Here is an 18,872-nt window from a genome sequence, read left to right on the forward strand (position 1 = left end):
GCCCGTGTGGCGTCGGGCGTTGTCCATCGCGGGGCCGGGCAGGATTGTGCCGCACCGGCGAGGCGGCTACGGTACGCGCGAACCACGACATTCGGCCTCTGAGGTGGCCGCGAAAGGGAGGCATGGGCATGCAGGACTGGCTGAAGATGAGCGCCGCGCAGCTGGGGCGTGGCATCGCAATGGGTGAGATCGACCCGGTGGCACTGACAGAGACCTATCTGGCCGCGATTGACAGCCATCCGGTGGCCAACACCATCTACACACAGGTGACCCGCGACAGGGCGCTGGCGGAAGCGCGCGCCGCGCAGGACCGCGCGACGGCTGGCCTGCGTCGTTCGCCGCTGGACGGGGTGCCGATCAGCTGGAAAGATCTGTTCGACAGCGCCGGCGTCGCGACCGAATCCGGCTCTGACCTGTTGAAAGGGCGGGTGCCGGACCATGATGCGCTGGTGTTGGAAACCGCCACGGCGATGGGGGCTGTCTGCCTTGGCAAAACCCATATGAGCGAACTGGCGTTTTCGGGACTGGGCTTGAACCCGATCAAGAAAACGCCGCCCTGCATCAATGATCGCGAGGCGGTTCCGGGGGGGTCCTCTTCCGGGGCGGCGACCTCTGTCGCCTTTGGGCTTGCGGCGGGGGCGATCGGGTCTGACACTGGCGGATCGGTGCGGATCCCGGCGGCCTGGAACGATCTGGTCGGGCTCAAGACGACTGCGGGGCGTGTCAGTCTGGAAGGGGTGGTGCCGCTCTGTTTGAAGTTCGACACCATTGGCCCGCTGGCGCGGACGGTTGAGGACGCCGCACTGCTGTTGCAACTGATTGAGGGCACCACGACGGCGCCCGATCTCGACGGGGTCTCGGTCGAAGGCAAACGCTTTGCGGATTTGCGCACCATCGTGCAGGAGGATCTGGCCCCCGAGGTCGCTGCGGCGCATTCCATGGCCCTGGATCGTCTGCGGGATGGGGGTGCCGAGATTGTTCCGCTGGAGGTGCCGACGCTGCCCGAGGCGATGGGGCTGAGCCCAATCCTGTTCACCACGGAGGCCTATGGGCTGTGGAAAGACGTGATCGAGGCGATGCCGCAGCTGATGTTCCCTGAAATCCTGGCCCGGTTCCGCACCGGGGCGGAGTTTTCGGGCGCCGATTATGTCGCGGCCTGGGCCAAGCTGGAACAGGTGCGTCTGGATTGGGATCAGGCGGTTGCCGGCTATGACGCAGTGCTTGCCCCGGCGGCGCCGATCCTGCCGCCGAACCTTGCCCGGCTGGAAAGCGATCACGCCTATTATGTGACCTCGAACCTGATGGCCTTGCGCAATACCCGCGTTGCCAATTTGATGGGGGTCTGCGCCCTGTCGCTGCCGACGGGGCGTCCCAGCTGCGGGCTGCAAGTGATCGGGCAACCCGATTGCGAAGAGGCGCTGTTGCGGATCGGCGCAGGGGTCGAGGCCGCATTGGCCTGAAAGCAACACTGTTGCGCAGGCGCCAACAGTGGCTGGACGCAAACCCGTTTGGCCTGTACCCTGACGGCCAAACGGGGCGACAACGATCCCGGTATTGAGGCACAGACATGAAGTTTCCCGAGCGGTTTTCCCACCTGCCGCCCTACGCGTTCCCGCGCTTGCGGGCGCTGTTGGACCACCACGCGCCTGGCGGCGACGTGGTGCAAATGACCATTGGCGAACCGCGACATGCTTTTCCGGGCTGGGTCACCGATGTGATCATGGACAACGCCGCCGGGTTTAACAGCTATCCGCCGAACGAAGGCAGCGATGCGCTGCGCGGCGCAATGGCGGATTGGATCGCGCTGCGCTATGGCGTGACGCTGGATCCTGCCACCCGTCTGATGGCGCTCAACGGCACCCGTGAGGGGCTGTATAACGCCGCAATGGCGCTGTGCCCGGAGGAAAAGAACGGACAGAAACCTGTCGTTCTGATCCCCAACCCGTTCTACCAGGTCTATATGATCGCCGCGATTTCGGTGGCAGCCGAGCCGGTCTTTGTGCCCGCGACCGAGGCCAGCGGCCATTTGCCGGATTATGCCGCCCTGCCGGACGACGTGCTGAACCGGACCGCTGTGGCCTATATCTGCTCGCCCGCCAATCCGCAGGGCACGGTGGCCAGCCGGGCCTATTGGGAGCAATTGATCCGGCTGGCGGAAAAGCATGACTTCAAGATTTTCGCGGATGAATGCTATTCCGAAATCTACCGCGATGTGGCGCCAGAGGGGGCATTGACCGTCGCGGATGCGCTCGGTGCGGACCCGGAGCGGGTGGTGCTGTTCAATTCGCTGTCCAAACGGTCAAACCTGCCGGGCCTGCGCTCTGGGTTGCTGGCAGGCGGGCCGGAGACGTTGGTGCAGGTGAAAAAACTGCGCGCCTATTCCGGGGCGCCGATGCCGGGTCCGCTACAAGCCGCCGCCGCTGCGGTCTGGGCAGATGAGGCGCATGTGGTGGAAAACCGTGCGCAATATCAGGAAAAATATCGCATCGCGGACGAGGTTTTTGCCGGTCTCGACGGGTATATGTCGCCCGAAGCGGGGTTCTTCCTCTGGCTGCCGGTCGCGGATGGCGAGGCGGCGACCCTGAAGCTCTGGCAGGAGACGGGGGTCCGCGTGCTGCCGGGCGCCTATCTGGCGCAGGGCGAGGGGGCGCAGAACCCGGGTCAGGGCTACATTCGCGTCGCCTTGGTCGCACCGTCGCAAGAGACGCAGCAGGCGCTTTTGACGCTGAGGCGCTGCCTTTATTGACAAGACGAACCGTCCGCCCCGGCGTATTGTCGGGGGCGGGCCAAGAACAAGACGAAACACCACCGTGGGGCTGATCCAAGAGCGAAACAGCCAAGGGCCCCGCAAAAGGAACCGAGGTAGGCATGGCATTTCAGACCCGAAGCAGGGATCCGTTGCTCGACAGCAATATGCAGGCGGCCATTGAAAAACGTGGCAAGGAGCTGATCGGCCTTGTGCTGTTTGGGCTGGGTCTGCTGGTGGCCGCGATGATCGGCTCCTACACGCCGGATGACAGCAACTGGATGGTGTCCACCGATGCGCCCGTCCAGAACATGCTTGGGCAGACCGGGGCCTCGATCGCGTTCCTGTTGATTACCTTCCTTGGCAAGGGATCCTGGGCGATTGCCGTGTTTCTCTTTGCCTGGGGGGCGCGTTTCCTGTTGCACAAGGGAGAAGAGCGGGTGCTGTGGCCGTCGTTGATGCTGGTGTTCTGGCTGATCGTCGTCGCGCTCCATTTCGAAACCCTGGTGCCGGCGGCGGAATGGCGGGCGTTCCATAACTTCGGTCTTGGGGGCATGATCGGCAATACCGCGTTGGGCGGGTTGCTGGCGCTGTTGCCGTTCAGCCTTGCGTTTCTGGTGAAATCGCTGTCCTTCCTGACGGCCCTTGGCATGCTGGCGCTGGGCGCTTTTGTGCTTGGGTTCACGCGCCCGGAATTGCTGCGCTTCGGCCGGTTCCTCCTGCTTGGTCTGATCCTGGCCTATGCGGCGCTGGCACGTGCGCTTGGTCAGGGGGCCAGCGGCGGGATGAAAGCGGCGCAAAACTGGAAAACCCGGCGCGATGCCCAGCGGGTCAGCCGGGCCGAGAGCACCTATGGCGCAGAGGAGCCGCTGATCTACAGCGATCCGATGACCGATCGCGACTTTGCCCGCGCAGAGCCGCAGTTCGGGATGCATGCGCAGCCGGACGATCCGCAGGCGCCCATCGCGCCCAAAGCCCCGATGGTGACTGCGGGTGAGGATCGGGGCGGGCTGTTCAGCCGCGCCACCAACCTGATCCGCCGCATCGAGCCAGTGCAGATGCCGGAGCCTGAGCTGGTTGACCCGACGCCGCTCGCCTTTGAGGCGGAGGCACCGGGTGACGAACGGATCGCGCAGAAAATTGCCAATGCGGTTCGTATTCGCCGCTCGCAGGCGGCGCCCGCACAACCTGACGAGAGCCTGCCGCTGACCAAGGGGCGCGGCAAACGGGCCGAGCCGTTGATTTTCAATCCCACCTCTGGTGCGGCGACCCCGATTGAAGACACAGCCCAGCCGTCCGCACCGACGATCCCGGTTGCGCCGTCCCCGCGCGCGACCGCTTCTGACGATGTGGCGGTGCCTGCGATGCCCGAGGCGTTCCTTGCCGATCAGGTGCCGACAGAGGACCTGCCTCAGGAGCCAGTCCTGCGCGCGCCGGTGACCGAACCGGAGCAGGCCAGCGCCGCCCCGGAGCCGCGCATTCAGATCACCCCACGGGTCGAGCCGAAACCGGCGATGGACATTCCTGTGGCGGAACCGCGCAAGGCGGTGGTCGAACAGCCGCAGCGCAAACCCATTCAACCCTCTACCCGCGCCCGCGCCGAGGCGCAGCCAAACCTGTTCCACGAGGCGGATAGCGATTTTGAATTGCCGCCGTTGTCGCTGTTGACCAACCCGTCGAACATCGAACGGCAGCACCTGAGCGACGAAGCGCTGGAAGAAAACGCCCGGATGCTGGAGTCGGTCCTTGATGACTACGGCGTCAAGGGCGAGATCGTGTCCGTCCGACCTGGCCCCGTTGTTACCATGTACGAACTGGAACCGGCGCCGGGGCTCAAGGCGTCGCGCGTTATCGGTCTTGCGGATGATATTGCCCGCTCGATGTCGGCCCTGTCGGCACGGGTGTCCACCGTGCCCGGGCGCTCGGTGATCGGGATCGAACTGCCGAACGAGTATCGCGAGAAGGTCGTTCTGCGCGAGATTCTTGCCAGCCGTGATTTCGGCGATGGCACCCAGAACCTGCCACTGGCGCTGGGCAAGGACATCGGCGGCGACAGTGTGGTTGCCAACCTCGCCAAGATGCCCCACCTGCTGATCGCGGGGACCACCGGGTCTGGTAAATCCGTGGCGATCAACACCATGATCCTGTCGCTGCTTTACAAGCTGACACCGGACGAATGTCGCCTGATCATGATCGACCCGAAGATGCTGGAATTGTCGGTCTATGACGGCATCCCGCATCTGCTGTCGCCGGTTGTGACCGACCCCAAAAAAGCCGTTGTGGCCCTGAAATGGGTCGTCGGCGAAATGGAAGACCGCTACCGCAAGATGTCCAAGATGGGCGTGCGCAATATCGCGGGCTACAACGGGCGCGTGAAAGAAGCCCTGGCCAAGGGCGAATTGTTCTCGCGCACCGTGCAGACCGGGTTTGACGACGACACCGGAGAACCCGTGTTCGAGACGGAAGAGTTCGAACCCAAGACGCTGCCCTATATCGTTGTGATCGTGGACGAGATGGCCGATCTGATGATGGTGGCGGGCAAGGAAATCGAAGCCTGCATCCAGCGTCTGGCGCAGATGGCGCGGGCTTCGGGCATCCACTTGATCATGGCGACGCAGCGCCCATCGGTGGATGTGATCACCGGCACGATCAAGGCGAACTTCCCGACCCGGATTTCCTTCCAGGTGACCTCGAAAGTGGATAGCCGCACCATCCTTGGCGAAATGGGGGCAGAGCAGCTCCTTGGGATGGGCGACATGCTTTATATGGCGGGCGGGGTCAAAACCATCCGCTGCCATGGCCCGTTTGTGTCCGATGAAGAGGTCGAAGAAGTGGTGAACCACTTGAAACAGTTCGGCCCGCCGACCTATGTCGGCAGCGTGCTGGACGGACCGGATGACGACAAGGCCGAAAACATCGACGCCGTGCTCGGACTGAACACCGGCGGCAATACGAGCGGCGAAGATGCGCTCTATGATCAGGCCGTGGCGATTGTGATCAAGGATCGCAAATGCTCCACTTCCTATATCCAGCGCAAACTTGGCATCGGCTATAACAAAGCTGCGAGGTTGGTGGAACAAATGGAGGAAGAAGGCCTGGTGTCTTCGGCAAACCATGTCGGCAAAAGGGAAATTCTCGTTCCCGAGCAATGAGCGATAAAAGGCCGGGTGATTTGCCCGGCCTCTTCACATTGATGCAAAGGCGTATATCTAAGGTGGTATGAAACAGTTTGTCTTTGCACTTGCGCTTGGCGCATCCGGATTGGCCGCTGCCACCGCATCTGCGGCGGAAAAGCTGAGCCTGAACGAGATTTCGGCCTATCTGAACAGTTTTACGACTGCGCAGGCGGATTTCACCCAGGTGAATGATGATGGCAGCCTGTCCACCGGTCAGCTTTATATCCGGCGACCCGGCAAGGTTCGGTTCGAATATGATCCGCCAAACGGTGGGTTGGTTCTGGCCGAGGCCGGCACGGTGGCGATTATGGACCCAAAGTCAAATCAACCGCCGGAAACCTATCCACTCAGCCGTACGCCGCTGTCGTTGATCCTGGCGCGGACCGTGAACCTTGCGCAGGCCAATATGGTGGTCGGGCACGGGTTTGACGGCGTGTCGACCGTGGTCCGGGCGCAGGACCCGAAAAACCCGGACTATGGCAGTATCGAGCTGATGTTCACGGATGAGCCGGTACAGCTGCGCAAATGGGTGATCCATGGCAGCGCCGGCGAGGAGACAACCGTGATCCTTGGCGAAATGGAAACAGGCATGAGCTTCAGCTCCAGCCTGTTCAGCATTTCACGCCAGAAACGCGACCGTTAAGTCGCACACCTTGGCAGGCTGTCAGCGAAACTTCCGACAGCCCTCCAGTTGCACGCGATAGGCGTTGGAACGGGCCTCGACGCTGCTGGCGACCCGGATCAGCCAGCTTTTGCTGCGATAGCTGCCGCGCGCGTACCCGGTGTGCCCCTCGTGATAGGCGAGGTACTGGTTGCGGGCGTCGCCCAGGGCAATGCCGTTGCGCTGAAAACTGCGGGTCATGTACCAGCCCATGAAATCTGTGGCGTCGTCGATCCGGTCGCGGCGGGCAAAGCGACGTCCGGTCGCCGCCTTGTAGTCATCCCATGTGCCATCCAGGGCCTGACCATAGCCATAGGCGCTGGAAATCCGGCCCATTGGAATGATGCCAAGCACATATTTATGAGGCGTGCGCGCGTCGCCGTCGAATTTGCTTTCCTGATGTATGGTGGCCATCTGGACGTGCACGGGCACCCCCCACCGCCGTTCTGTGGCGCGGAATGCACGGAGATATTTGGGGCGCTCGGTGATGATGCTGCAGGCGTTGTCCAGGTTGCGCGGGGGGGAATTATAGCCTCCTCCGCAAGCGGATAACGTCAACAGGAGCGCCAGGGCACTTATGATTCTGCTCATTTGCCTCTGCCTTTGTGTTTTCTTTCAGTCTACTCAAATCAAGCGTGGGAAGAAATCCCCATTGACTGGTCCAGGCGGGCGCCATTGATCACGAAAAGTTTGTTTAAATCTATAGCTTTGCCGGACTGTATGAGACAGCCTGACAGACTGTTTCGATAAAAACTGTCCGCTGAGGTTGGACAACCAAGGGCAGAAAACGTTATGAGAGGGATAGAAGAGGGCCAATAAACATGCTGAGAACACGCGCAAAATACAATCTTGGCCAGGTCGTGCGTCACCGCAAACATCCCTTTCGGGGCGTGGTGTTTGACGTGGATCCAGAGTTTTCGAACACCGAGGAATGGTACGAAGCCATTCCCGAGGACAGCCGCCCGGTCAGAGACCAACCCTACTACCACCTGCTCGCAGAAAACGATCAGACCTATTACGTTGCTTACGTGTCTGAACAGAACCTGATTGCGGATTACTCTGGCGAGCCGGTCAGCCACCCCGATGTGCATGATATGTTCACCGGGTTTGACGATGGCAATTACCAGCTTCAATTTCCGCTGAACTGAGACAGCGAAACGAGGGCCTCCCGGCGGGACGGAGACCCTCGTTCGCCCCAGGATCAGTAGCCGAGCGCGCAGCCGTCCTTGCGCGGGTCGCTTGCCCCTTCCAGCACACCGTTTTCATGAATGCGGATCGCCTGCGATCCACCGATGGCGGTCGTCGGGATCTCGACCTTATGGCCCATCTCGGTCAAATCGCGGCGGACCTTGTCCGAATAACCACGTTCCAGTTTGAACGTACCGGCATCTGAAAACGCCCGTGGCGCGTCCATCGCGGCCTGCGGATCCATGCCGAAATCCTGTAGGTTCGACACGAAACGGGCATGACCATTGGGTTGATAGGCTCCGCCCATAACGCCAAATGGCATGGTCACCCGGCCGCCGTCGGCCAGCATCGCGGGGATGATGGTGTGCATCGGGCGCTTGCCACCGGCCAGCTCGTTGGCGTGTCCGGCGTCCAGGCAGAACCCCGCGCCGCGGTTTTGAAGAAGGATGCCGAACTTGTCGGACGCAATACCCGATCCAAAGCCATGGAAAATGGAATAGATCAGCGAGACCGCCATCCGGTCCTTGTCCACCACGGTGATATAGATCGTGTCCTTGTGCACGGCTTCGCTCACATCTTTTGGTGCGGCCATGGCCCGTTTCGGGTCAATCAATGCAGCAAGCTTGGCTGCTGTTTCTGCCGCTAGCATATGATCCAGCCGGGACATATGGTCCGGATCGGCAATGAAACGGTTGCGGGCGTCATAGGCGAGCTTGGCCGCTTCGGCCTCGATATGGGCGCGCTCGGCACCCAATGGATCCATTCCCGCAATGTCGAAATGTTTCAGGATGTTCAGCATCAGGATCGCGGTCGCGCCTTGTCCGTTGGGCGGATGCTCCAGCAGGTCGATGCCCTTGTACTGGCCACAAACGGGGGTCGTCGCGGTCGCTCTGGTTTGGGCAAAGTCGTCCTGCGTGTGCAGGCCGCCCTGTGCGGTCAGCGCCGCAATCATATCCTCGGCAATTTCGCCGGAATAAAAGGCATCGCGACCGTCCTTGGCCACCCGGCGCAAAACCTCTGCCTGGCCGGGCGCCCGGAAGATCTGACCGACCTGCGGCGCCTTGCCGTCAAAAAGGTAACGCTGCCGCGCACTGCCCTGAAGCGTTTCGGCATCATTGCCCCAATCAAAGGCGACGCGGGGTGCCACTGGTACGCCCTCATCGGCGTAGTGGATCGCGGGGGCCAGAATCGCATCAAGCCCAAGCACGCCTTCGGTTTCGGACAGATGGCAAAACGCGTCCATTGCGCCCGGCACGGTGACGGCGTCGGCGGACGTGAGCGGCACCGTCGTCAGCCCCTGGCTGCGCAGGCGTTCCGCTGTGGCCGCGGCCGGTGCGCGGCCCGATCCATTCAGCGCATGAACCGTTGTGTCGCCCGGCCGGGTATAAAGCACAAAGCAGTCGCCGCCGATGCCGGTCATCTGTGGTTCGCAAATCCCCAGCAGGACCGCGCCCGCGATGGCCGCGTCCATCGCGTTGCCGCCACGTTTCAAGATATCTATTGCGGCTTGCGCCGCCAATGGGTGTGATGTTGCACAAACTCCGTTCTGAGCAAAAACGGCTGAACGGCCTGGCAGTTGAAAATCACGCATTTAGGTCCTCCGGTCTTTGGCGCGAAGCCTAGAGGTCCTGCGGCGGGAGGCAATCGTAAAATGTCGGGTATGCTGTGCGTTTCAGACAGACCGAACGCGGGTCGCTCCCATATGCAGCAAGTGCCTGGAATGACCCCGGTGCCGTGCACTTGGTGGGGGCAGAAACACACGGCACCGGAGGAAGCTCTTGTCAGCTACAAGTTCATGTTTCTCTTACGACTTTGGCGGACATGGGTTCGAAATGCGGCGGAGTTGTGATCTTGCGGCGCGGCAAACCTCCAACTTGTTTCAAATACCGAAGAGGAGGGGAGGGTGCGGAATGGGGCAAAGGGCCGTAAGCCGGAGGTCCCTGCGTGTTATTGGGTGCCGAGCAGCCTGTTCCGGTTGTGAGGGTAAACTGGAGACGGCAACTTCGGTAATGATGGGGACTTTGCCGACAAGTCTGGCCAGGCCTTCATCGTAAATCAATTATACAACGACTGCGGCGAGTGGGGGCGTGTCCGGCGTCGATCCAAAAAGCGAGAGGGGCCGAGGGGGCGCTTGGATCGTCAATAAGGGGGGCTGCGAGAGCTCGTACACGTCTTTGCTGAATAAACTTCGGCTTCAGATCGACGGATACTGCTTTATCTCCCTCGGCCGCATGCGCCTATAGGAACGGTGGGTCTGTGGTCAGTCTGCCAGAGCTCTTGGGGCAGTTCAGCAAGTCGGGCATGTTCCTGACCATTCGATGAATGACCGCGATCCGCTCCCGGGGATGGCGCAGGCGGGCGAACAAGTGCTTGGTGAGGAACTCATCCCGAAGGCGTATTAAGGTGGGCCGGTTACGCATTGTGGCATCGGTTCAGGGAACGTGTTTTCTTTGAGAAACCGCACCTGGAAACAAGGCGCCGACGGTCAGATTCTAGAACTGTCGTCGGCGCAGGATCATGACGGATTAAAGCTGGTTCAGAAATCGTCCCAGCCAGAGGCCTGTTTCAGGACGTTCGGCTGCGGTGTTTCCGGCTCATTCGTGTCGGTCCAATCCTCTGAGGCCCCAAGATCCTGATCCAGTGAAATATCTTGTTCTTCGACCGAAGCAATCGTGGGGGCTGACGCCTCGCTCTCGCTGCGATCGAGGCGTCGCACTGTTCCATCCGTCTTGAACACCGCGACGACGCGAGCAAGTTGGGCGGCGTCGTTCCGCAAGACCTGGCTGGCGGCAGTGGTTTCTTCCACCATCGCTGCGTTGTGTTGGGTCACCTGATCGAGCTGTGACACGCCGCCATTGATTTCGTTGAGCGTGGTGGATTGTTCTTCGGCACCGGTCGCGATGCCGCTGACGTGGCTGGAAATGGTCCCGACACGACCGATGATCTTTTCCAACTCTTCGCCGGTGCGGCCAACGAGTCGCACGCCTTCTTCAACCTGTTCGGTACTCTCGACGATGAGATGTTTGATTTCCTGGGCCGCGTCGGCCGACCGCAGGGCCAGCGCGCGGACTTCTGATGCAACCACCGCGAAGCCGCGACCGGCTTCGCCCGCCCGAGCCGCCTCGACGCCGGCGTTCAGAGCCAGCAGGTTTGTCTGGAAGGCAATATCGTCGATCACGGTCAGGATTTGAGAAATCCTGCTGGAGGAGCTTTCGATCTGAGACATGGCGTTGACGGCGTCGGAAACGACACGGCTGCTTTCCTGGGCGGTGGAACGCGCGTCTTCCATGATGCCCTCGACCTGACGGGCGCCTTCTGCGGCGGACCGCACGCTTCCGTTGAGTTCTTCCATCGCGGCAGCGGTTTCTTCCAAAGTGGCAGCCTGGCTTTCGGTTCGCTGCGAGAGATCACTGGACGATACGCTGATCTCTTCGGCGCTGGCGCGAATGCGCTCGGAGCTTTCGATCACAGAGTCGATAATGCTGACCATTGTTGCCCGGGTAGAGTTGAAATGACGGCGCAGCGTTTCATACTCTTCGGTAAAGGGTTCGCTGATGGCATGGGTCAGATCGCCATCGGACATTTGTTTCAGCGCGTGGTTCAATGCATCGACCACATGCTTCTGCACGATGCGCTGTTTCTCCCGCTCATCCTCAAGCTCGCGGGCCATAGCCAACTGTTGTTTGAGGTTTTCGACATTGCGTGAGATGCGGCCGATTTCATCCGCGCGGGTCAGATGTTTGCCTGGCTGTGTATAGTCCCCCTCGGCAATGACATCGATGTCCTTACCAAGGTCCCTGAGCGGTCTGCTAATGATGCGGCGCAGCAATGTCCCGGAGGAAACGCACATGAGCAGGACAAGCCCGGTTCCAAGGGCATAGGCGATCAACTGGTCCTTGAACACAGCTGCTTTTGCCGCTTTGCTGGACCAGAGCATGGCAACCCCTCCGACGGAGGCGCCTTTGGAGGTCGTTGCAGGGGCTGCCGCGAAACTGCCGTCTCCGGTGGTTTCCGCCAGGCCGGTTTGCGCAGCCGTATGGGCAATGATCGTCAGGTCCGAAATTTCGCTCTCATTTGCGGTGCCGAAGGACGAGAGTACCTCCCCATCCATGTTGACGGCAACACCGTAGAGGGCCCGTCCGTCAGACGATTCGATGACCGATTGCAGGTCGTTGGTCAGTTTTTCCACATCCCCGAACCGGATTGCCCCACCGCTGCGGGAGGCGATGGAACTGGTCACGTTGGCGCCAAGCGAATAGACGCCTTCCTGAACCGCTTTGTCGATGATCGCCTTGTTCGCGATGGTAATAAAGGTCGCGGTAACGAGCGTCGCAACCGCGATCAGCGTTCCAATCTTGGCAAATACGGACATGCCTTTGAGTTTCGACTTGTGTTTCGCCAGTGTCGGCATGAAGCGCACCGTCCCGTTACATTGACATCAAAAGGATCAAAGAAGACTTTCCGCGTCGACGCCGACGGTGATCGCACCAATGGGCGCGCCGGTTTCAGGGTCGACGATCGTCACTGAAATCTGGCCTTGATACTGTTGGGTCGATTCATCCAGCTCGACTTCGCTGATGTGAACGCTTCCGGCACCCTTGGCATAGGTATCCTGAAATTTGGCTTCGTCGCCTTGCCACATATCGGAGGTCACGTCTGACGCCGCAACGTTGAGGCCGTGTTGGTCCATCAGGAATATTTCTGTCATGGCGCCCATCGATGCCTCGATCCGGGCGCGGAGGGAGTCTGCGACCGGGTTGTTGAGGACCGGTTCGATCAGCGGGCTTGCCGGATCGCCGACATTCGCGCGCCATTCCTTGTCCAATGCGTCGACCTGGCTTTGTGTCAGGCCTTGATTGGCTTCATTCTGGGCCTTGATCGCGGCAACGATTTCCGGGCTGTTGGCCCAACTGCTGATTTCATTATCCAGATAAGCCTGGAGGCTTGGGGTGAATTCGTCTGCAAACGCATAAGAACCAAGCAGCAGGGCTGCGACAGAAACTACAAAACGCACGATTTAACTCCTTCATGCCGGCGGCATCGGTGAAGATCCTTCTCAAATGGCTATCGCAGAGAGTTTACCAGCCGATTAATCGGCGCCCGCATTCGCGTCATGAGGTGCTTGGAAGATCACCAGAAATGAAATTTTATCAGTGCTCTAGCAGAGGTGACGTTACATGCCGCGAGGCGCGGTCTTGGCGAGAGATTGTCGTGCCTTTTTGAAACGTGTAGCGTCTTCATCTGACGGTCAGCCGTCGATAGAGGGCAGGCGCCCGGCTTGCGCCGCATGCGGGTGCCTGAGAAAGATGAGGCGCGATGATTGAAATCAAGGACCTGCAGTTGTTGACCGCATTGGCGCGCCACCGCCATTTTGCGAAGGCCGCTGAGGCCTGCAACATGTCGCAGCCGGCTTTTTCCATGCGCATTCGTAGTCTTGAGGACAAACTGGGCCTGCCGATTGTACGGCGGGGCAACCGGTTTCAGGGTCTCACCGCCGAAGGCCAGATGATTGTCGACCGGGCGCGCGGCATCCTTGATGGGGCCAAGGCGCTGGATCAGGAAATCGCCGCCGCCCGCGGCGACGTGACCGGTACGCTGGTCCTGGGTGTGGTCCCGACCGCGACCTCCTATGCGGCACAGCTGATCAATCGGTTGCACCAGGCCCATCCGCGCGTTCTTGCTCGGATCGAGGTCACGACATCGCTCAGTATTCAGCAGCGACTTTATGATGGTACCATTGATGTCGGTGTGACCTATAGCGATAGCCTCGGGCGGGACGATATCAGCCTTTTGCCCCTCTACGACGAGGCTTACGTTCTTCTGGCGAGTGAAGGCATGGTCGCAGATTCGGGGGATGAGATCACCTGGACGGAGGCGGCGGGCCTGCCACTGAGCCTGCTGGAGCCACAGATGCAGAACCGACGGATCCTGGATCGGATTTTCAACGAACTAGACCTGCGCCCGGAGGTCATGTCGGAATCCACCGGGTTCATGGCGGCAATCGTGATGGCGCGTGCCGGGTCCGTGGCGACCATTTTGCCGCGCGCATTGGTCGATGCGCTCGGGCCGCTGGAGGGAACCCGCGTTCTGCGGTTGATCACGCCAGAGCCGACCCGACCCATTTGTCTGGCATCGGTGGAGCGACAAACCGAGCTGACTACGATTCGGGCGCTGAAAGATGTGATCGCCGCCGACGCATCATAAGCAATGCTTATTGCGCCTTTGTGTATTCAGATTTGACCGATGAAGACCGGAGTGGAATTGCGGATCAAAGGCACCTGATCTGGGAGACACCCGTGGCACCTCTGGACACAACATCCGGCGTTTGGAAATCTGGACGCGGCAAGGGGCGCAAAACCCCCAAGGGCCGTCAGCTTGACGATCAGGCCCATTCCGACATCCTCGATCTGCTGGGCGACCGCCCGCGTGATCGCGATCTGCTGATCGAGTTTCTGCATCTGGTGCAGGACAGGTTCGGCCATATTTCCGCCGCCCATATCCGTGCACTGGCAGAAGAGCTGCGCACCGGGCAGGCCGAGATCTATGAGGTCGCCAGTTTCTACGCTCATTTCGATGTGGTTCGGGAGGGCGAAACGCCACCGCCGACGCTGACCATCCGGGTCTGCGATTCGCTGTCGTGCGAATTGGCCGGGGCCGCGCAGTTGAAGCAGGCGCTTGAGGCGGGGATGGACCCCGCTGAGGTGCGCGTGCTGCGCGCGCCCTGCATGGGCCGCTGCGACATGGCGCCGGTGCTGGAGATCGGTCACAACCACATTGACGAGGCCACTGTGGCAAAGGTTGAGGCGGCGATTGCTGCCGCTGACACCCACGCGCATCTGCCCGAGTATGAGAGTTTTGCCACCTACGACTCCGAGGGCGGCTATTCCGTTCTGAAGGATCTGCGCCGGACGGGCGATTGGGAGGCGGTGCAAGAAAAGCTGTTGTCGGCTGGTCTGCGCGGCCTTGGCGGCGCGGGCTTCCCGTCGGGCAAGAAATGGGGGTTCGTGCGCTCCAACGAGGGGCCGCGCTACCTCGCCGTCAATGGCGATGAGGGCGAGCCGGGCACCTTCAAGGACCGCTATTACCTGGAACGCAGGCCGCATCTGTTCCTGGAGGGCATGCTGATCGCCGCCTGGGCGGTGGAGGCTGAAAAGGCCTTTATCTATATGCGGGATGAATATCCGGCGGTGCTGGAGATCCTGCGGCGTGAGATCGCGGCGCTGGAACAGGCCGGAATCGTCGAGGCCGGGTATATTGATCTGCGCCGTGGGGCAGGGGCCTATATCTGCGGCGAAGAATCCGCGATGATTGAATCCATCGAAGGCAAACGCGGCGAGCCGCGCCACCGTCCGCCCTTTGTGGCGCAGGTCGGGATCTTTGGTCGTCCGACTCTCGTGCACAACGTTGAAACGCTGCTGTGGATCGCGCGCATCAACCGCGAGGGGCCGGAATGCCTGAATTCGGTCGAGAAAAACGGCCGCAAGGGGCTGCGCTCATACTCGGTCTCCGGCCGGGTCAGGCAGCCGGGCGTCCATCTGCTGCCCGCAGGCTCCACCATTCTGGACGTGATCGAGGCCGCTGGCGGCATGCTCGACGGGCATTCCTTCAAGGCCTATCAGCCCGGTGGCCCGTCCTCCGGCCTGTTGCCAGCCCATATGAATGACATCCCGCTCGATTTCGATACGTTGCAGCCGCATGGGTCGTTTATCGGCTCGGCTGCCGTGGTGGTCCTGTCGGATCAGGACTCGGCCCGTGATGCGGCGCTGAACATGCTGCGCTTCTTTGAGGATGAAAGCTGTGGGCAGTGCACCCCCTGCCGGGTCGGCTGCGAAAAAGCTGTCAAGCTGATGCAGGCGGACAAATGGGACCAATCCCTGCTGGAAGAGTTGAGCGCCGCAATGATCGACACCTCTATCTGTGGGCTGGGTCAGGCCGCCCCGAACCCGATCCGCTTGACCATGAAACACTTCCCCGAGGAGATCTGAGCCATGTCGACGCAAGTTACATTCACCCTCGACGGGAACCAGGTTACGGCCGAGGCGGGGCTGACCATTTGGGAAGTGGCCAACGGGCGCGGGTTGAAGATCCCGCATCTGTGTCACAAGCCACAACCGGGCTATCGCCCCGATGGCAACTGCCGCGCCTGCATGGTCGAGATCGAAGGCGAGCGCACACTGGCGGCCTCCTGCATCCGGGAACCTGCCGAGGGCATGGTGGTCACCACCAACAACGCCCGCGCAACGAATGCCCGCAAGATGGTGATGGAGCTGCTGGTGGCCGACCAGCCGGTCCAGGAGACCGCGCACGACAAGTCCTCACATCTGTGGGACATGGCAGCGCTGAATGGCGTTTCAGAGTCACGGTTCCCCAAGCTGGAAGAGGGGCGTATCCCGCTGCTGGATGACAGCCACGTCGCCATGAGCGTCAACCTTGATGCCTGTATTTCCTGCGGCCTGTGTGTGCGGGCCTGCCGCGAGGTTCAGGTCAACGATGTGATCGGCATGGCGGGGCGGGGCCACGATGCCTATCCGACCTTTGATATCGCCGACCCGATGGGGGCGTCGTCTTGTGTGGCTTGCGGCGAATGCGTCCAGGCCTGCCCGACCGGCGCGCTGATGCCGGCCACCGTGGTGGACGAAAACCAGGTTGGCGACCACATGGACTTTGACACCGAAACCGAGAGCGTCTGCCCGTTCTGCGGTGTTGGCTGCAAGGTTTCGCTGAAGGTCAAGGACGGCAAGGTCAAATACGTCGAGGGCATCAACGGCCCGGCGAACGAAGGCCGCCTTTGTGTCAAGGGCCGCTTTGGCTTTGACTATATCCACCACCCGCACCGGCTGACCAAACCGCTGATCCGCCGGGACGACGCGCCGGCCAAGGGGCTCAACGTGGATCCGGGCAACCTGATGACCCACTTCCGCGAAGCAAGCTGGGACGAGGCGCTGGAGGTGGCCGCCAAAGGGCTGGTGCGCTTGCGCGAGGCTGACCCGAAATCCGTTGCCGGCTTCGGCTCGGCCAAATGCACCAATGAAGAGGCCTATCTGTTCCAGAAGTTCATCCGCCAGGGGTTCAAGCACAACAATGTCGACCACTGCACCCGTCTGTGCCACGCCTCGTCGGTGGCGGCCTTGATGGAGAACGTCGGTTCGGGGGCTGTGACCGCAACCTTCAACGAGATCGTCAATGCGGATGTGGCTATCATCATCGGGGCCAACCCGATCGAGAACCATCCCGTCGCCGCGACCTATTTTAAGCAGTTCACCAAACGCGGCGGCAAGTTGATCGTGATGGACCCGCGCGGCGTTGGCATGCGGCGCTACGCCGACGAAATGCTGCAGTTCCGCCCCGGCGCCGATGTGTCGATGCTGAACGCCATCATGAACGTGATCGTTGAAGAGGAGCTGTACGACAGCCAGTATATCCACCGCTGGACCGAAAACTGGGAGGCGGAGAAAGAGCACCTGCGCGCCTTCACCCCCGAAGCCATGTCCGAAATCTGCGGTATCGAGCCGGACCAGTTGCGCCGAGTCGCGCGCCTATTTGCAGGCGCCAAGGCGGGTATGATTTTCTGGGGCATGGGCATCAGTCAGCACATTCATGGGACGGATAACTCCCGCTGCCTGATTTCTCTGGCGTTGATGACCGGCAATGTCGGCAAACCTGGCGCCGGCCTTCATCCGCTGCGGGGCCAGAACAACGTGCAGGGCGCATCGGATGCGGGCCTGATCCCGATGTTCCTGCCGGATTACCAGTCAGTGATGGATGACGGCATTCGCAAGCGGTTTACCGATGTCTGGGGCGGCGGCGATTTCTCCAATGAAAAAGGTCTGACCGTGACCGAGATCGTCGATGAGGTCTACGCGGGCAGGATCAAGGGGATGTATATTCAGGGCGAAAACCCGGCCATGTCCGACCCGGATGTGGATCACGCCCGCGCCGCTTTTGCCAAGCTGGAACTGATGGTGGTGCAGGACATCTTCCTGACCGAGACGGCGAACTTCGCCGATGTGATCCTGCCGGCCACCACGCTTTATGAAAAAAACGGTACGGTGTCGAACACCAACCGGCAGGTGCAGCGGGTCCGCCCGGCTGTCGCGCCGCCCGGCGACGCGCGCGAAGATTGGCGCATCACGGTGGATCTGGCGCAGCGCATTGGTCTGCCCTGGCACTATGGTGACGTGTCCGAGGTCTTTGCCGAAATGAAGCTCAACATGTCGTCGCTGGACAATATCACCTGGGAGCGTCTGGAGACCGAGACGATCACTTATCCGTCGCTGCACGAGACCGACCCGGGGCAGGCGATTGTCTTTGGCGATGGCTTCCCTCGGCCTGAAGGCCGGGCGAAGTTCACCCCGGCCAGTGTCATCCCCCCAGATGAAGCCCCGGACGCGGACTATCCGATGATCATGACCACCGGTCGGCAGCTGGAACATTGGCACACAGGGTCAATGACGCGTCGGTCCTTGGTGCTGGACACGGTCGAACCCGAGGCCAATTGCTCGCTCCACCCCAGAACCCTGCGTGCCCTTGGGGTGGAACCTGGCGAAATGGTCTGCTTGTCGACCCGGCGTGGATCGATCGAGATCATGGCGCGGGCAGACCGGGCGATCGCCGAGGATATGGTGTTTGTCCCCTTCGCCTATGTCGAAGCCGCCGCCAATATCCTGACGAACCCCGCGATTGACCCCTATGGCAAGATCCCGGAATTCAAGTTCTCGGCTGTCCGGGTGGAAAAGGCAAAAAGCACGATCGCTGCAGAGTGATCCGCTTTGGCGAGGGTGCAAACGGAGGGCGCTGGACTGATGTCCGGCGCTCTTTGTCGTTGGTTTTCGATGACTCGTTCTGGCGGGTGGCTGCGCGGGTCGGGTTTGATTCCTGTCTGTCTCTGTGGGTAAGTGGCTTGAGTCTGTGGATAAGCCGGTTTGATGTGGGTGTCGGGGCGGGTTGAGCGGTGGTTCAGCGATAATTCCAAAGAAAAAATTCTAAGTAACCTATTGTTTTTGTTTGGTTATGTAAGAAAACGCCCTGTGGTTCCCTGAAATATTGAAAAAGGGGTTGCGGGTCTTGGTTGGTGGGCTTAGAACCCCCTTCACCGGCGGCG

General features: G+C 61.0%; 12 protein-coding genes. 8 read left to right on the forward strand and 4 right to left on the reverse strand.

The genetic code is table 11. The annotated features are described in order from the left end of the window. Positions 1 to 128 precede the first annotated feature (128 nt). The 4 genes from TRIHO_RS01885 to TRIHO_RS01900 all read left to right on the forward strand — a co-directional run bounded on the left by TRIHO_RS01885 (position 129) and on the right by TRIHO_RS01900 (position 6,565). Complete coding sequence (locus tag TRIHO_RS01885) at positions 129 to 1,460, forward strand: amidase (RefSeq protein WP_068239953.1); 1,332 nt, start codon at positions 129 to 131, stop codon at positions 1,458 to 1,460. A gap of 107 nt (positions 1,461 to 1,567) precedes the next feature. Further along, positions 1,568 to 2,746, forward strand: a complete 1,179-nt coding sequence (locus tag TRIHO_RS01890; protein ID WP_068239849.1) for an aminotransferase class I/II-fold pyridoxal phosphate-dependent enzyme — start codon at positions 1,568 to 1,570, stop codon at positions 2,744 to 2,746. A 122-nt stretch (positions 2,747 to 2,868) separates the two neighbouring features. Then, a complete protein-coding gene (locus TRIHO_RS01895; RefSeq protein WP_068239852.1) occupies positions 2,869 to 5,898 on the forward strand; it encodes a DNA translocase FtsK in 3,030 nt (1,009 codons plus the stop codon). Positions 5,899 to 5,965: 67 nt separating this feature from the next. Further along, entirely contained in the window at positions 5,966 to 6,565 is a 600-nt protein-coding gene (locus TRIHO_RS01900; protein WP_068239857.1) for a LolA family protein, read from the forward strand. A 21-nt stretch (positions 6,566 to 6,586) separates the two neighbouring features. Here TRIHO_RS01900 and TRIHO_RS01905 read toward each other — a convergent pair whose 3' ends face one another. Then, on the reverse strand, positions 6,587 to 7,174 hold the full coding sequence (locus TRIHO_RS01905; protein ID WP_068239859.1) for a transglycosylase SLT domain-containing protein: 588 nt from the start codon (positions 7,172 to 7,174) through the stop codon (positions 6,587 to 6,589). A gap of 230 nt (positions 7,175 to 7,404) precedes the next feature. Between TRIHO_RS01905 and hspQ the strand changes: the two genes are divergently transcribed. After that, positions 7,405 to 7,731, forward strand: a complete 327-nt coding sequence (gene hspQ / locus TRIHO_RS01910; RefSeq protein WP_068239862.1) for a heat shock protein HspQ — start codon at positions 7,405 to 7,407, stop codon at positions 7,729 to 7,731. Positions 7,732 to 7,784: 53 nt separating this feature from the next. Here hspQ and TRIHO_RS01915 read toward each other — a convergent pair whose 3' ends face one another. The 3 genes from TRIHO_RS01915 to TRIHO_RS01925 form a co-directional block, all read right to left on the reverse strand. Continuing rightward, entirely contained in the window at positions 7,785 to 9,362 is a 1,578-nt protein-coding gene (locus tag TRIHO_RS01915) for a gamma-glutamyltransferase family protein (protein ID WP_068239864.1), read from the reverse strand. 945 nt (positions 9,363 to 10,307) lie between these two features. Next, complete coding sequence (locus TRIHO_RS01920) at positions 10,308 to 12,182, reverse strand: methyl-accepting chemotaxis protein (protein WP_068239867.1); 1,875 nt, start codon at positions 12,180 to 12,182, stop codon at positions 10,308 to 10,310. A gap of 36 nt (positions 12,183 to 12,218) precedes the next feature. Then, the gene (locus tag TRIHO_RS01925; RefSeq protein ID WP_068239869.1) at positions 12,219 to 12,785 is read right to left on the reverse strand and encodes a hypothetical protein; all 567 of its coding nucleotides are present in this window, start codon (positions 12,783 to 12,785) and stop codon (positions 12,219 to 12,221) included. A 302-nt stretch (positions 12,786 to 13,087) separates the two neighbouring features. Here TRIHO_RS01925 and TRIHO_RS01930 point away from each other — a divergent pair, with 302 nt between their 5' ends. The 3 genes from TRIHO_RS01930 (at position 13,088) to fdhF (ending at position 18,534) form a co-directional block, all read left to right on the forward strand. Continuing rightward, positions 13,088 to 13,975: a LysR family transcriptional regulator gene (locus TRIHO_RS01930; RefSeq protein ID WP_068239872.1), complete on the forward strand. Its 888-nt coding sequence runs from the start codon at positions 13,088 to 13,090 to the stop codon at positions 13,973 to 13,975. A gap of 92 nt (positions 13,976 to 14,067) precedes the next feature. Then, complete coding sequence (locus TRIHO_RS01935) at positions 14,068 to 15,756, forward strand: NAD(P)H-dependent oxidoreductase subunit E (protein WP_068239957.1); 1,689 nt, start codon at positions 14,068 to 14,070, stop codon at positions 15,754 to 15,756. Between the two features lie 3 nt (positions 15,757 to 15,759). Next, positions 15,760 to 18,534, forward strand: coding sequence for a formate dehydrogenase subunit alpha (fdhF, locus tag TRIHO_RS01940; protein WP_068239877.1), 2,775 nt, complete (start codon positions 15,760 to 15,762; stop codon positions 18,532 to 18,534). Positions 18,535 to 18,872 lie beyond the last annotated feature (338 nt).

The organism is Tritonibacter horizontis (assembly GCF_001518015.1).
Taxonomy (GTDB): Bacteria; Pseudomonadota; Alphaproteobacteria; order Rhodobacterales; family Rhodobacteraceae; genus Epibacterium; species Epibacterium horizontis.

What these genes read in the sequence shown, in the direction of transcription:
- TRIHO_RS01920 (WP_068239867.1), bottom strand. Translation starts at nt 12,182, where the DNA reads ATGCCGACACTGGCGAAACACAAGTCGAAACTCAAAGGCATGTCCGTA.
- hspQ (WP_068239862.1), top strand. Translation starts at nt 7,405, where the DNA reads ATGCTGAGAACACGCGCAAAATACAATCTTGGCCAGGTCGTGCGTCAC.
- TRIHO_RS01915 (WP_068239864.1), bottom strand. Translation starts at nt 9,362, where the DNA reads ATGCGTGATTTTCAACTGCCAGGCCGTTCAGCCGTTTTTGCTCAGAAC.
- TRIHO_RS01885 (WP_068239953.1), top strand. Translation starts at nt 129, where the DNA reads ATGCAGGACTGGCTGAAGATGAGCGCCGCGCAGCTGGGGCGTGGCATC.
- TRIHO_RS01905 (WP_068239859.1), bottom strand. Translation starts at nt 7,174, where the DNA reads ATGAGCAGAATCATAAGTGCCCTGGCGCTCCTGTTGACGTTATCCGCT.
- TRIHO_RS01895 (WP_068239852.1), top strand. Translation starts at nt 2,869, where the DNA reads ATGGCATTTCAGACCCGAAGCAGGGATCCGTTGCTCGACAGCAATATG.
- TRIHO_RS01900 (WP_068239857.1), top strand. Translation starts at nt 5,966, where the DNA reads ATGAAACAGTTTGTCTTTGCACTTGCGCTTGGCGCATCCGGATTGGCC.
- TRIHO_RS01930 (WP_068239872.1), top strand. Translation starts at nt 13,088, where the DNA reads ATGATTGAAATCAAGGACCTGCAGTTGTTGACCGCATTGGCGCGCCAC.
- fdhF (WP_068239877.1), top strand. Translation starts at nt 15,760, where the DNA reads ATGTCGACGCAAGTTACATTCACCCTCGACGGGAACCAGGTTACGGCC.
- TRIHO_RS01890 (WP_068239849.1), top strand. Translation starts at nt 1,568, where the DNA reads ATGAAGTTTCCCGAGCGGTTTTCCCACCTGCCGCCCTACGCGTTCCCG.